This window comes from uncultured Solobacterium sp. (assembly GCF_963517755.1).
Classification (GTDB): Bacteria; Bacillota_I; Bacilli_A; order Erysipelotrichales; family Erysipelotrichaceae; genus Bulleidia.
Window position 1 is genome coordinate 1 of sequence record NZ_CAUQGG010000024.1, and the last position, 14694, is coordinate 14694.

Sequence of the window (14694 nt, forward strand, 5' to 3'; positions counted from 1 at the left end):
TTACTGTTACTGTTGTATTTGGATTATCAACTGTAACTGTTACTGAACTAATTGGGTTACCTTCTACAACTGTTTGATTAGAGATTGGTGTGATTGAAGTCGTTGGCTTAGATGTTGGATCCTTTGGGTCTGTTCCTCTAGCTGCTTCTTCTGTATCTGGATATCCATCTCCATCATCATCCGTATCTGTAACGTCTGGAGTACCATCATGATCTGTATCACGTTGTACTGTGATCTTGAATGTACTTGTCGTTGGATTACCAGCAGTGTCTGTCGCTGTTACAGTAACTGTAATCTCACGAGTTTCTTCTGTTGGTGTCCAGTCAGTAATGGAAGGTGTTCCGCTGATAGTCTTAGTAGCTGGGTTGTAAGTTACACCATTTGGTAAGTTACTTACTGTTACTGTTGTATTTGGATTATCAACTGTAACTGTTACTGAACTAATTGGATTGCCCTCTACAACTGTTTGATTAGAGATTGGTGTGATTGAAGTTGTTGGCTTAGATGTTGGATCCTTTGGATCTGTTCCTCTAGCTGCTTCTTCTGTATCTGGATATCCATCTCCATCATCATCTGTATCTGTAACATCTGGAGTACCATCGTGGTCTGTATCACGTTGTACAGTAATTTCAGCAATCTTTGTAACCTTAGAACCATCTGGATTTGTTACTACAACAGGAATTTCAAATCTACGTGTTTCTTCTGTTGGTCCCCAGTTTGTTACATCAGGTGTTCCACTGATTGTTAATGTTTCAGGATTATATGTAACTCCATTTGGAAGTTTTGAAGTATCTACAGATACTGTTGAATCGATATTTCCTGGCCCAATCAGAATTGGTGTAATTGGATTTTCATCAATTACTGTCTGAATCTGATTGTCTACTGTTGTAGGATCAACAGGTGAAATAATTGCTGCTGGTCTAGAGTTTGGATCCTTCGGATTTGAACCTGCAGCCTGCTCAACTGTATCAGCAATTCCATCGCCATCATCATCTAAGTCAGTAATATCAGGATTTCCATCGTGGTCTGTATCACGTTGTACAGTGATCTTGAATGTACTTGTTGTTGGATTACCAGCAGTATCTGTCGCCGTTACAGTAACTGTAATCTCACGAGTTTCTTCTGTTGGTGTCCAGTCTGTGATTGAAGGTGTTCCACTGATAGTCTTAGTAGCTGGGTTGTAAGTTACACCATTTGGTAAGTTACTTACTGTTACTGTTGTATTTGGATTATCAACTGTAACTGTTACTGAACTAATTGGATTGCCCTCTACAACTGTTTGATTAGAGATTGGTGTGATTGAAGTTGTTGGCTTAGATGTTGGATCCTTTGGATCTGTTCCTCTAGCTGCTTCTTCTGTATCTGGATATCCATCTCCATCATCATCTGTATCTGTAACATCTGGAGTACCATCGTGGTCTGTATCACGTTGTACTGTAATCTTGAACGTCTTTGTGGATGTATTACCCTCATCGTCTGTCGCTGTCACAGTAACTGTAATTTCACGAGTTTCCTCTGTTGGTGTCCAGTCAGTAATTGAAGGTGTTCCTGTAATCTTCTTTGTTGCTGGATTGTAAGTTACACCATTTGGTAGGTTACTTACTGTAATTGTTGCGTTTGGATCATCTGTTGTAACTGTAATCTCATTAATAGGATTTCCTTCTACAATAGTTTGATCACCAATCGTTGCAATTACAGGTGCTGTAACATCCTTCCATACTGCGAATACTTCTTTCGCGTTTGTAATGTTTGTTAAGATATTTGTCTCTGCAGCTGTCGCACTTGCAGTAGAAGCCCAACCTAAGAATTGATAACCATCTCTTGTTGGCTCTTCTGGTTGGGTAGCTGTACCACCCACCGCATTTACCACCTTATCTGCATCTGTTCCATCTGACCACTTACCACCATTTGTATCAAATGTAACTTTAATTGCACCAACGTTTACCTTTGTATCAGATACCATTGGATTATTTCCATCTGGAGAATATGCCACAAGGATAACCTTATCCCCATCACTGAATGTTCCGGCTGGTATATTTACCGTGAAATTTCCAGCTGTTAAATCAGAGTAAGGAATAGTTGTCTGTGCCTTAACTGGTTGTGTTGTGTAGTCTGTATTATCTGCAACATACTTATATGCTTTTACAATTACGTTACCAGCATCTGTATTAGTAGCTGTTAAATTTGTACTAGTATTTGCAGGATTTGGATAAATTGTCTTAGGAACTGTACCTACGATTGTTTGTGGACTGTTCGCTTCGATATTTGTTGTAGTTACGTTAGGTTTTACTACAAGATAAGATTTTGCATCTTTTGGATCAGTATGATCTGTTAGATATTCCTGTCCATCTGGTACGCCATCACCATCAGTATCTACATTAAACTTATCTGTACCAATTTCATCTTCAGTAAAATCAAATAAACCATCTTTATCTGTATCAAGTACTTGTAAGAATGCATTTGTATATGTATTTTGAACAATCTTATTTGGTTTACCACCATCCGGTTTTCTGATGTTAGGGAAAGCAGATGAAGAATCAACGAAGTCAGCAGTTAACCAAGATTCAAAATTTAATTGTTGGCCATTTGTATTAATATAGTTATTTAATGCTTCCGCAAACTGTTGATTTGTTACATTACTCTTTAACTTGTATTCGATTGTGTAAGATCTTCTTTGACCTAAGACACCATAAAACACTTGAGAGTCTAGTTTATTTCTTACTTGTGTAACCTTATTCCAGTCACCACCTACAATACTTAGTTCTGGTGTATCCTTTGTAGAGATAACACCATTTCCATTAGGGTCAACTACAAGTTTGATAGGATTAGAAGCTGTGATTGTTCCAGTTGGAGTAGATACACCAAGTGTTACATTATCTGTATCAATATACTGTAATAATTCCTGTGGGATTACTTCATTAATATAAAGAACCCATCCAGAATTGGCCTGTAAGAAGTTTTGATCAGGTTTAAAAGATACAGTAGACTTAATCGTCTTTGTTTGTGCATCATAAGATACCACTTTACCTGTATTACCACCAGAGAAATTACCGTCTTTAGACTGCGTTCCATCGGAACCAAGTCCATTTACTCCTTTCCCTAAGTAGTTTGCATTCCCACTTGAAGGGTTTGAAGGAAGTTCTGGAACATTAGGATTATTCTTTAAAATAAATCCATTACTAAAACCAGCCTTATCCGCTTTACCATCAGATCTAACCCATACAGTTGTAAAGTCAATTCTCTTTGAAGCCATTCCTAGGCTATCTAGAGTTGCACCGTTTTTAAGTTTAATCATTACATCAGTATTGGTAATTACACCAATTAATCCTGATTGAAATGTTGCATTACTAATTTCAACTTTCCACAATGCGCCATTTGCTTCTTTTTCAAATTGTTTACCATTTACAGTAATTGAGTCAATTTGTTCATAGAAATCAGACTCAAAGAAGTTTAGCAAAAATCTTCCATTATATGGACCATTTCCTGTGCCACCCCAACTTCCTGGAAGTTTTGCCCATTTTGTTACTGTTAGGTGTATTCCATCACTATCTTCTTTTGTAAAATCTGTTCTCGCATAATCCAAAACACCATCTGTTTCACCAGCTAACGTATAGTTAACCTGGTTATCCATCGATCTTGTTTGAATTCCTTGAGCAGAAACCTTAATCGGACTTAAAAACATTGTACAGCCTAACATGGCCGACATGAGTTTAAACGATAGCTTCTTTGCGTTTGTACGCTTTTTCGTTTTATTGATATTTGTAGAAATATCAGTATTGCTCATAGTCTTTTCTCCCTCCAATTCATCAAAGCACAACAAAAAATGCTTTAAATCAAATATATATTATCATGTATCATTTGTAAAATATAATACTTTTTAGTGGTTTTTTATATTTAGTAAATTGTTTATTCTTGAAAATATTTTTTCTATTTACAGAAAGTTAATTTGCAATAGTTAAAATTACATAAAGTATCTGATACATACTTTTAGATAAACGATTATAATTGTGTTTCACAAAAATCCCCAGTAATTTTCATGATATTACATTTTTAACTTATTTTTACGTTTTTTCTAATTTTGTATATATACACCTTAAAATTGATATGCTATATTATCACCGTTTCAAATAAGGGAAAGGTAAGACAAAATATGAACATAAGAAAAGTTATAGCAGTAATTATATCTATTATATCAATCAGCCTACTAGCACTCACAAACGTATCTGCTAGTTACATGCCTACTAACCCAATCGACAAAGATGTAGACGGTCAACCTGCTGGAGAGGAATATAAAGGTAAATTCGAATTTGCTTTAAAAGATCCAGAAGGCAATCTTATCGGTCCAACAATCAAAAATAACACCCCTGCCAACTTGGACAGTGATGGCAACCCTACATATTTTTATGGTGAATTCTTTCTGAAAGACGAGGTCGATACCTACTTGAATAATCACCAACTAAATCCAGCACAATCATATGTAACATTTACTTTAGAAGAAGTTCAAACAAATGTACCGAATATGAAATTCGACTCAAAAGTATACAACATTAATGTATATTATATTCCTGATCCATTTGGTGGACGTAAAAAAATCCAATACTATGAAGTTGATGGAGAACTATACGACGAAATAGGACAAAGACTAATTCAAAATCCTAATGGAACTTTTACTACAGATGATGGTAATTTTCTAAGATTTAAGTTTAATAATACAACAATCCACTTTGTAAATCACACTGTCAATAAACTATGGGAAAATGGTTCTGAATCTTCTGTTGAAGTTCAATTATTGCAAGATGGTACTCCTTATGGTGCACCAGTAGAACTAAATGATGCCAATGCTTGGACATACACTTGGCAACAGCTTGATGATAGTTATACATGGTCCGTTGTAGAAGTGAATATCCCTGAAGGCTATCAATCAACGACTGTCGTTTCTGCAGATGGTTTAACAACAACTATCACAAATACCAAACTAGTTACACCTGCTGTAGAAGATCCTGCCAACCCTACAGATACTACAGTCACTCCAAATAAACGTGGAGAAAGTGTTAAGACAAGTGATTCATTCAATGCTCTTGCATGGTCACTCATCTTGGGTACATCTTTTGTAAGTATTTTGTTCACAATGTATATCAGAAGAAAAACACAAAATGAACATTCATAAGATCAAATATTTAGCAGTACTATCAATGATTCTTGACCATATGGCATCTGTATTATTTGCACCAGATGCCATTAGCTATATTATTCTAAAACTAATCGGTCGTATTGCAGCACCAGCAATGTGTTTTGCATTAGCACAAGGTTTTATACATACTTTAGATCGTAAAAAGTATTTCTTGCGACTTATCATTTTTGCGGTTATTTCACAAATTCCCTACGCCTACTACATGAGCGGCAGTATATGGTTTCCAACTGGGAATATGTTATTTACATTAGCTTGTTCTTTCTTACTTCTAGAAGTTGTAGAACACCATAAGTGCTTAGGAATTCTTTCAATACCTATCACAATCAGCATTTTATATATAGCAACCTTCACAGATTGGTTTATCTTCGGACCATTATTTACTTTATCTTTCTATATAAATAAAGAAAATAAAGATTTACAAGCATTGAGTCATGCATGCATTTCTTTCCTAAGTCTAGGTTATTCTGCATATGTATGCATGCAACAAGGTCTTTCATGGTATTCTCAAGTTTGGCAGATTGGTGTGATACTTATCATTCCAATCACCTATTTGTATAATGGAAAGCTAGGTAACAAATCCGATTTCAACAAATGGTTTTTCTACCTATTCTATCCCCTACACTTGCTTGTAATTGGAATAATACGTTCAAGATTATAAGTTGTATTTCTGAACAATCAAGTTAGTAGAATAAGTTCTAACTAATATATCGTTTTTAACATATAGTAGTTAGTAAGTTAATAATGATTTATTTTAATAGCGATCTACTGGTAATAGTAGATCTTTTCATTTTGTTTTTATGATTATACCTAGTACTTACAGTACATGGTTCCAATTTCTGATCAACTTATCAAATTACAACTCTTTTGTATAGTAGTATCGCTTACCTGTATATGGATATTCTTTTAATGCAAACACCTCTTTATAACCATGCTTTTCATAAAATTCTGGTGCTTGAAAATGAAATGTATTAACAAAAGAATACTTACACCCTCTATTTAATGATTCAAGTTCTGCCATTTTCAGAATTCTTGAACCTAGACCTTGTCTTCTAACATCATCTCTTACATACAAATATTCAATCTCAAGCCAATACCCAAAAGTCTCAGCTACCATTCCAGCAATTAAATTACCACAATCATCTTCTATATAAATGTTAAGGGATTCACTCTTTGACGGTTCTCTATTAATTCGATTATATGAACGGATTAAATTTACTATTTCTTTAGCTTTTTCAGAATCTACATTTTCTAATTTAAATTTCATAATTGGTCTCCATATAACGAGTATCGCATATATACATTCATCAGTACATTTAGATATGTTAATTCAGTACATATTAGAAATGAATTGTACATCCCCTTTTTAAAGATAAATACAAGTCATTTTCTATTTTGTATTCTTTCCTTTAAATAACAATACACGATCTTCCGTTTGAATTAGCGTATTACCTGTTGCCGGTATAATTTCATCATTTCGATTAATTGAGATAATCAACTTATTGTCTGGTAGATTTAAATCACGAATATATTTATGATTCCATGCATGATGTTCTGTCACTGTAAATTCTATGAGATCTTGTCCATTTGGATCAAAGTACTCTTCTCCACTCCAAACAATAATATCATTTGGTTGTAATACAAGACTTCCATTAGGAACTAATGGTTTCTCATCTCGAATTACCTTTGCAATGATTAAGTGCTTATCTAAAGAAATATCTTTAATCTGTCTATGTGCGAGTATGCCACCTTCATCAACCACTGACTTTACAAATGTAATATTTCCTTTTCCTACATAGTAATTAAATGTTCTTAACACTTCATTACGAGGATCAATCATGTGTAGTTTCTCTGTTATCCACTTCATAGAAGAACCTTGTATGAGTGATGATATTAAACAGACCCCAAAGACAATATGGAAGATATCCACAGAACTTGATTTATATTGATTTACCACCATAATTGCAAATGCAATCGCAGCTGCGCCACGAAGTCCTCCCCAAGATACTAGCCACTTTTGATTTAATTTCAAATCAAATGGTAACATCAAACCAAATACTACGAGAGGTCTAACAATAAAGATAAGTACAACTGCAATGACAATCGCAAAGAATAAGTTTGCTAAGATATGTGCAGGTGTAGCTAGTAATCCTAAGATAAAGAATAACAGGATATTCATAATGTTAGATACACCATCGAAGAAGAACGTCACTTCTTTCTTTGCAATAAATACTTGATTTCCTAAAATCAAACCAAAAATATAAACGGTTAGATATCCATTACCATTCAAAAGTTCACTAATTGAGAAAGCTAATAATACAACCGCAATGATAAAGACGGTAATAAATCCACTTTTTTGAAGGTCAGTATACTCCATGAATTTACGAACAACATAGGCAACGATTACTCCAATTAGAATACCCCAGAATATCTGAAAGAATAACATTGTGCCAATAGAAATCTGTTCACCTTTAATTAAAGCTAAGAAGATACAAGTCAGTGTAAACGCCATTGGGTCGTTTGATCCACTTTCAAGTTCTAAAAGAGATGCTGTATTGTATTTTAAATTCAAATTCTTCGAAGAAAGAATATTTGATACGGACGCATAGTCCGTAGAACCAATGATAGAGCCTATTAAGAAACTCTCTATCCAGCCAAAATGAAGAATAAAGTGAATCAACGTTCCCGTCAGTAATGACGTAAAGATGACTCCCAATGTGGATAGAATCAACGACTCAATTACAACAGTTCTTCCAGCTTTCCAGTTTGTACCAAAGCCACCATAGAAGATGATGATTAATAGTGCTATTTTGGAGAAGTTTTCTGCAAACTGATAATCATCAAACTTATACCCAATAAGACTACTTATGATACCTAGAGACAAGAACAACATCAAAGAAGGAATCCCGGACTTCTTTGCTATCTGAACCGCTATTAGAGCAGCTAGTAATATGACTGATATATAAAACATATGCTATCTACCCCCCTACTATTGTCATTCTATCAATATTCAGTATATCTTTCAAAATAAAGATATGTATACATGCATGAATGAAGAAAGATTTTCTTCATTCTATTTTATTTCAAAATGTATTACAAATTAATTCTTTTAAACAATCGCATATACTATCAAATGTGATATTCATAACGTAAGTATTTTTGTTTTGAAATCTTATCCATCATTCTTCAAATACAGGAGTTTCGCAAATTAATTTTGTTATATCTAATGCATTCTTTTTTGAAATATTTGTATGCCGATAGCTAAATGTATATCGTATCGCTAATTTCAAAGACTCCAATTCTAGGCCATTATTATTAAAAATAATATAAATATCATAGAAATCCTTCATTCTTGTGTTATCTCTGCTCTTGCTAGAATCGTTTGTAATTTTTCTGCAACAACTGACTCTAGAGAATAGAAATAAAGGTAAATAAAATCTCCTAGTAAAGTTCTATATTTTTCTTTTTTAAGAGTTGGATATATTGGGTCACCAGTAGCAATATCTAACGTAAAAGGAAGACGTATATTTGAAACATGACCAATTAAATGGAATCGTGTGCCTCCGTATATATCATCTAATCGTATTAACTCCCAATTGCCGATTAATTCGTACCATACTTCATTTGTATGCATTGAAACAATATCTGAAATGATATTTCTCATATTTTCTATATTAAAATCTAACCCATTAATCAAAAAATCAATATCACGTCTAGACCTATTTTGTAACCCAATCTTATACGCTACTAACATACCTCCTTTTAGCAGAAAATTCTCATTATACTTACTCATTGAAAGAAGTTTAAGAAATTCATCGTAAAAAACTGACTTAATACATCATTAAAACTGACATTTAACTCACTAGATCTAATTCTAAGTTTGTTAACAATACTATCTTTATTCATTATAAATAATCTCCAGTATATCCTCTATCTGATTAGATATACCGAAAATTTCAGCATATTCCCTAAGTCTCCAAATATTTTTATTTTGTTTTTTTAAATATAAATTCCATGCTTTTGAAAATATCTCCGGATCTTGTTTTTTCCTATCACGGACAATATCGCAAATCGTACGTTCCATATCATAAACAGTAACAGTATTTCCCATAATTGTATCAACATATGTTAAGCCTATTTGATACCAATCCTTCTTAATCTGATGCACATTGACTTTATTTTTAAACCTCCAAGCATTATATCCTTGATATACAGTCACTTCATTAATAAATGGATTTCTATCGGTCAACCCATGTAATAACAATGCGGTCTGATAAGAATATATACATTTTCCATACTGTTTTTGTAAAAAAAATAGTTTATCAAAATTATTAAACATAGGATCAAAATATATTCCACGCGATACTCTCTCAAGTTCTCCTTTACGTATCATATCTGTAAGATACCACGAATCAATATTATGACTTTTTATTTCCCTTGCTGTAATAATTCCATTATTCTCTTTGATAATATTCTTGATCAAGTCAGTTTTCATATTTCTTCCTTATGTGCATTATTATAAAATAAATAACGTACAAAAAGAAGTATTGATTTAGAGTTGATAGTTTAAGTAATCAATATTTCTTCAATCCAAAATAAAAGGCTATTGTCAAAAACTGTTCTGACATAGCCTAGATACTACTGTTATTTAATTAAACCAAACAAATCATTTAAGGCTTCTGCCATTGTTGGGTGTGTGAAGATCTGATTAGCGAGTGCTGTATATGGTTGCTTGGCAATCATTGCAGTTACGACGATATTGATTACTTCATGTGATTCTTCACCAAATAATACAGTACCTAAAATCTGATTTGTATCTGCATCTACAATTGCCTTATAAATACCAGTTTGATTGCCAAGAATCTTAGCCTTTGGAATTGCAGTAACCGGTAATGTGGCCACCTTGATGTTATATCCAGCCTGACGAGCTTCCTTCTCACTGAAACCAACTCTCGAATATGTTGGATGTAAGAATGCTGAAAATGCAATTGGCTGTCTATCGTTTCTTGTATAAGCACCATTACCATCTAAATAGCTCTTTACAATACGATAGTCATCTAAAGAAATGTAAGTAAACTGTGGTCCACCATTTACATCACCCATCGCAAAGATATGTGGTTTATTTGTTTGTAAGTGTTCATTCACATTCACAAATCCACGTTCTGAAACTTCAACACCTGCATTTTCTAAATAAAGTTCTTTTGTGTTTGGCGTTCTACCTGTCGCAACAAGTAATACATCTGAAGAGATCTTACCAGCTTCTCCATTTGCTTCATAAGATAAAGTGACTGTATTTTCATCTTGTTCAACACACTTTGTGTCTGCACCAAAGATAAATTCCACACCTAATGACTTATAGGATTCAAATACAGCGTTTGCTACATCGTCATCTTCTCTAGCAAGTAGTTTTTCTGCTTTATCGATGACTGTAACCTTTGTACCAAACTTCGCATATGTAGCCGCAAATTCAAGTCCAATGAAACCACTACCTAAAATTGTTAATGTCTTAGGGAAATCTTCTAGATTCATTAAAGTTTCACTTGTATGAATTCTCTTACCTACTTCTAAGTCTTCTACGGAAGGAATAAAAGGTTTAGCACCTGTATTGATAAAGATACGATCTGCAGAAACTTCTTCTACTCCATTTTCTGTCTGAATATTTACTGTATGTTCATCCTTGAATGAAGCAAGTCCATCAAGTACTTCAACATTACTATTCATCGCAACCTTGTCATAGTTAGCTTTGTTGAGTTTAGCAATCAATGCTTTCTTATTGATAACTGCATTCTTATAATATTCTTCATTACTTACTTGGCTGTAGCCTCTACGATCAGCTGCAGTCGCCAAAAACTTTGAAGGGATACAGCCAACATTGATACATGTACCTCCATACATATTTGAAGACTTCTCAACCAATATTGTTTTTTCACCTTTATTACCTAAGTAATTTGCTAATGTTTTACCAGCCTTACCAAAACCAATAATAATATTTTCCACTTTCTTATTCATAATTAGATACCTCTCTGCTTACGATTATAGATCATCTGATTTAAATTCTTTGTTAATATGCTCAAACTCAAAAAACCTTTATTCTATCTTCACTAGAATAAAGGCATCATTCTTTCTAGCCAATCCATGATATCTTTGACTACTTCTTTTGATTTTTCAACGTAGATTTCATGGCTTGTATCTTTTATAAATTGAATTTTGATATGATTCATACTGTCGTGGTTAGCTTCAATTTTATTCATCTTGTATTGATATACAAAGTCAGGATGATCCGATAATAGTAATAACGTTTCCGTATTCAAACCAGCATGGAAGATATCAATATATTGTTCTCGAAGTAAACTTGTTAGTTTAGCTATCGTTTCCGCATTTATATCTAACTGATTTTCTTTAATATACGATGTTGTCATCGCAATTTCTTCTTCTAGCGTTATATTCATCAAATCATAATCGATGATACCTCCATCTAAAATGATAAGATTTCTTGCTTGCAAGTAAGAGTGATAACGAATTGCTATATCAGCACCCATCGAAAAAGCAACCACATTCGATCCAACAGGTATCTCACTTGATAACCACTCTATCAAATGTTGTTCGCTTTGAATCTTCACATCTCGGTTTGAATACTGTCCTGGTATATCAATAAACTGTACTTCATAACCAAAATGATTCATCTCTTTTTCAAAGTCTTGAATTGATTCTTTTGTACTACCTAAGCCTGAAATAAAATAAAAATTTTTCATATTTCTCTTCTAATGTTTTCTGATATGTTCTTCTAGCTAAGAACGATACCTAATTCATCTGCTTACTTTCTAGATACAAACATTCCATATTCTTTCGGAATTTCTATAATTCCTTGTTTTTCATAATTGGAAATTAGTCTATATAACTCTTCATCCGAATAATTTTGCCAATCATTCATCTCCTTAAATGATTGGATATATTCCACCAAATCAGAACGATTGCTAATGAGTAACTTATCTACATACTCCAATTTCTCTACACTAGAAAACCAATACTCAAGTATGTCTTTGCCATTTTGTAAGGTAAATGTATGTTGACGTTCTGTTTGGACGTTTAACATCTTGTTGATAAATGATTCCACACCATTTTCACCATACGTAGCACAGTAGAATATTCCATTCTTTTTTAATACTCTTCTAATTTCTGATAAAGCCTTATCCAGATTAGGAATATGATACAGCATCATATTTGCAATAACGATATCAAATCTTTCATCTTCATACGGTAACTCTTCCGCATTCACAACCTCATAATGAATATTTGAATGTTCGCCAATATTGGTTTTAGCTTCTTCAATCATTCCTTCAAATAAATCTGTAACATAAACCTCTTTGCAAGCATGAAGTAAATTTTTATGTTCTTTCCAAGTAATACCTGTACCACATCCAAGTTCTAAAATTGAAGATTCCTTCTTAATGTCGTAGTGTTTTACAATCCAATGATTAAAACCTTCTTTATTTACAGAATAAAGTTGATGTAATCGAATACGGATATTAAGTCTATTTGGATTTTTGTATTGTGTATCAACTGTATCTGTTGTAACTAATTTATTCATTTTCTTATATATACTTTTGCTTTCTCTTCTTTTGTCAGTAAAACGATATTCTCTACATGTGGTGTAAAGCCAAATAAATCCACAGGCACTATTTTCTTAATCTGATATCCAGCTTTCTTAAGAGGTTCGATATCTGTAACTTGTGTGTATGGATTACAAGAGATATATACAACTCTATCTGGAGAAAGTTGTGCTAATTTATGCATGAATGGTAGTGTCATTCCAGATCTTGGTGGATCTAGAATTACTACATTTGGTTTTGTATCCATACGTTGAATAAACTCTGCCGCATCTGCTGCATAGAATTCTGTATTTAATAATTTGTTGTGCTTCGCATTGTTTTTAGCATCTCGTATAGCTTGTGGATTAATTTCAACACCAATTACGTGCTTTGCGGATTGTGCCGCAAGTAAAGAGATTGTTCCAATACCACAACATGCATCTAATACAACATCAGTATCTTTAATCTTCGCAAGTGATAGTGCTGTACGATAGAGGACTTCCGTTTGTTCAGGATTAACTTGATAGAATGACTTTGAAGAGATGCGGAACTCTAATCCACCAATACGGTCAGTGATATATCCTGGGCCATATAATACCCTTTCATCTTTTCCAAGAATCATGGATGTACGTGCACGATTAAAATTCAGAATAATCGTTTTAATCTGTGGAAATTTCTTAACAAGTGCGTTTACAAAGTTCTTTGAACTTGGTAATCCCTTTGAGCCAATCACAACATCAAGTAAAACATCATTGGTTGCTTTCGAGATACGAATATACGCATGACGTAACGCACCCCTACCACTATCTTCATCATAAGTTTCGATACGCATAGATTCTGCTAACTTACAGATTGTAGTTAGAATCTCATTTGCGAGTGTATGTTGAATCAAGCACATCTCACTAGGCACTTTACGATGACTATTTTCTTCATACATGCCTGCATAGATTCTATTTGTCTTTTTATCTCTAGCAAAACTTGCATAGATTTTATGACGATAGTGATACGGATCTTTCATACCAAGAACCGGTTCTACCGCTTTGGTACGAAATATCTTACGCATCTCTTCACGTTTCATTTTTAATTGTTCTTCATATGGGACATCGATGTATGCACATCCACCACACTTCTTACTCACTGGGCAATACTTCATAATGTTACCTCTTTTAATGTATATACAACGTTATCTGTTACTTTACGTAGAACTTCGTAGGATTGATGACCATTTGCGATTAGCACACAATCATGGATACCAAGTGCTTCTGCAACTTCTTTATCATGGACAGTGTCACCAATATACTTACATTCAGATGGTTCTACATCACTCTTTTCCATCCAAATCTTTGCCATCTCAACTTTTGAGGCCGCAAGCATATTATCAATACCCAGTATTTCATCAAAATATTGGTCAATTCCTAGTAACTTGCACTGCTCTACAAGTTTATCGTGACGAGAAGCGGAGAGAATGACATTGCGATATCCAAGTTGGATTGCCTTTTCTATCGTAGTAATAAAATCATCCATCAAAGAACACTCATCAAAGCGACGATCATATTCTTGATTGAATTCAAGAGATACTTCTTCATAGCTTTCTGTATCAAAGGTATATCCAATATGGTAATAATAGTTAATGACTGGAAACGAGAATGTATTGAGATAATCCTGCTTTGACACAGGATACTTTTCCATTCCCCTCTTTTTTAACATTTCATTTTCAATCGATAGACACAATTGTAAATCATCTAAAATTGTGCCGTTAAAGTCCCAAATTAAAGTTTTCATGGATTGATTATACCATCTCTTTTCGATGTCTAAGAAAAAAGATGTCGCCATCAACAGGATTCTACATCCGTGTTAATATCGGCGCTCTAAAATTACTTGGGGTTGGGGTACCGCAATGAGAAATCTTGGGGTACC

The 14694-nt window shown here is 33.7% G+C and carries 13 protein-coding genes; 2 read left to right on the plus strand and 11 right to left on the minus strand.

The genetic code is table 11. From position 1 onward, the window contains the following. On the minus strand, positions 1-3784 hold a 3784-nt coding region (locus RWM19_RS08705; protein ID WP_313986050.1), incomplete at its 3' end, for a putative Ig domain-containing protein. 366 nt (positions 3785-4150) lie between these two features. On the opposite strand from RWM19_RS08705, the gene RWM19_RS08710 reads away from it, so the two are divergent. Then, positions 4151-5167 carry a Cna B-type domain-containing protein gene (locus RWM19_RS08710; RefSeq protein ID WP_313986052.1) on the plus strand — a complete coding sequence of 339 codons (1017 nt, stop codon included), beginning with the start codon at positions 4151-4153 and terminating at the stop codon, positions 5165-5167. Beyond that, entirely contained in the window at positions 5154-5849 is a 696-nt protein-coding gene (locus RWM19_RS08715) for a TraX family protein (RefSeq protein WP_313986056.1), read from the plus strand. The genes RWM19_RS08710 and RWM19_RS08715 overlap by 14 nt, the downstream gene beginning before the upstream one ends. Positions 5850-6044: 195 nt before the next feature. Here RWM19_RS08715 and RWM19_RS08720 read toward each other — a convergent pair whose 3' ends face one another. From RWM19_RS08720 to RWM19_RS08760, 10 genes are all read right to left on the minus strand, one after another. Beyond that, positions 6045-6455, minus strand: a complete 411-nt coding sequence (locus tag RWM19_RS08720; RefSeq protein WP_313986059.1) for a GNAT family N-acetyltransferase — start codon at positions 6453-6455, stop codon at positions 6045-6047. Positions 6456-6578: 123 nt separating this feature from the next. Then, positions 6579-8159 carry a potassium/proton antiporter gene (locus tag RWM19_RS08725; RefSeq protein WP_313986062.1) on the minus strand — a complete coding sequence of 527 codons (1581 nt, stop codon included), beginning with the start codon at positions 8157-8159 and terminating at the stop codon, positions 6579-6581. A 208-nt stretch (positions 8160-8367) separates the two neighbouring features. Further along, complete coding sequence (locus RWM19_RS09030; protein ID WP_399553451.1) at positions 8368-8538, minus strand: hypothetical protein; 171 nt, start codon at positions 8536-8538, stop codon at positions 8368-8370. Next, positions 8535-9023, minus strand: a complete 489-nt coding sequence (locus tag RWM19_RS08730; RefSeq protein ID WP_313986082.1) for a nucleotidyl transferase AbiEii/AbiGii toxin family protein — start codon at positions 9021-9023, stop codon at positions 8535-8537. The genes RWM19_RS09030 and RWM19_RS08730 overlap by 4 nt, the downstream gene beginning before the upstream one ends. Before the next feature lie 63 nt (positions 9024-9086). Continuing rightward, positions 9087-9683, minus strand: coding sequence for a type IV toxin-antitoxin system AbiEi family antitoxin domain-containing protein (locus RWM19_RS08735; RefSeq protein WP_313986065.1), 597 nt, complete (start codon positions 9681-9683; stop codon positions 9087-9089). Between the two features lie 149 nt (positions 9684-9832). After that, positions 9833-11197 (minus strand): FAD-dependent oxidoreductase, encoded by a 1365-nt coding sequence (locus RWM19_RS08740; RefSeq protein ID WP_313986067.1) that lies wholly within the window; start codon positions 11195-11197, stop codon positions 9833-9835. A 92-nt stretch (positions 11198-11289) separates the two neighbouring features. Next, the gene (locus tag RWM19_RS08745) at positions 11290-11940 is read right to left on the minus strand and encodes a hypothetical protein (protein WP_313986070.1); all 651 of its coding nucleotides are present in this window, start codon (positions 11938-11940) and stop codon (positions 11290-11292) included. Positions 11941-12002: 62 nt separating this feature from the next. Continuing rightward, positions 12003-12776 carry a class I SAM-dependent methyltransferase gene (locus tag RWM19_RS08750; protein ID WP_313986073.1) on the minus strand — a complete coding sequence of 258 codons (774 nt, stop codon included), beginning with the start codon at positions 12774-12776 and terminating at the stop codon, positions 12003-12005. Next, entirely contained in the window at positions 12773-13930 is a 1158-nt protein-coding gene (rlmD, locus tag RWM19_RS08755) for a 23S rRNA (uracil(1939)-C(5))-methyltransferase RlmD (RefSeq protein ID WP_313986076.1), read from the minus strand. Before rlmD ends, RWM19_RS08750 begins: the two co-directional genes overlap by 4 nt. Further along, positions 13927-14559, minus strand: coding sequence for an HAD hydrolase-like protein (locus RWM19_RS08760; RefSeq protein WP_313986079.1), 633 nt, complete (start codon positions 14557-14559; stop codon positions 13927-13929). Before RWM19_RS08760 ends, rlmD begins: the two co-directional genes overlap by 4 nt. Between the last annotated feature and the right edge of the window lie 135 nt (positions 14560-14694).

Coding starts and splice junctions, on each gene's coding strand:
- RWM19_RS08710 (WP_313986052.1), top strand. CDS start 4,151: ATGAACATAAGAAAAGTTATAGCAGTAATTATATCTATTATATCAATC.
- RWM19_RS08715 (WP_313986056.1), top strand. CDS start 5,154: ATGAACATTCATAAGATCAAATATTTAGCAGTACTATCAATGATTCTT.
- RWM19_RS08720 (WP_313986059.1), bottom strand. CDS start 6,455: ATGAAATTTAAATTAGAAAATGTAGATTCTGAAAAAGCTAAAGAAATA.
- RWM19_RS08725 (WP_313986062.1), bottom strand. CDS start 8,159: ATGTTTTATATATCAGTCATATTACTAGCTGCTCTAATAGCGGTTCAG.
- RWM19_RS09030 (WP_399553451.1), bottom strand. CDS start 8,538: ATGAAGGATTTCTATGATATTTATATTATTTTTAATAATAATGGCCTA.
- RWM19_RS08735 (WP_313986065.1), bottom strand. CDS start 9,683: ATGAAAACTGACTTGATCAAGAATATTATCAAAGAGAATAATGGAATT.
- RWM19_RS08740 (WP_313986067.1), bottom strand. CDS start 11,197: ATGAATAAGAAAGTGGAAAATATTATTATTGGTTTTGGTAAGGCTGGT.
- RWM19_RS08745 (WP_313986070.1), bottom strand. CDS start 11,940: ATGAAAAATTTTTATTTTATTTCAGGCTTAGGTAGTACAAAAGAATCA.
- RWM19_RS08750 (WP_313986073.1), bottom strand. CDS start 12,776: ATGAATAAATTAGTTACAACAGATACAGTTGATACACAATACAAAAAT.
- rlmD (WP_313986076.1), bottom strand. CDS start 13,930: ATGAAGTATTGCCCAGTGAGTAAGAAGTGTGGTGGATGTGCATACATC.
- RWM19_RS08760 (WP_313986079.1), bottom strand. CDS start 14,559: ATGAAAACTTTAATTTGGGACTTTAACGGCACAATTTTAGATGATTTA.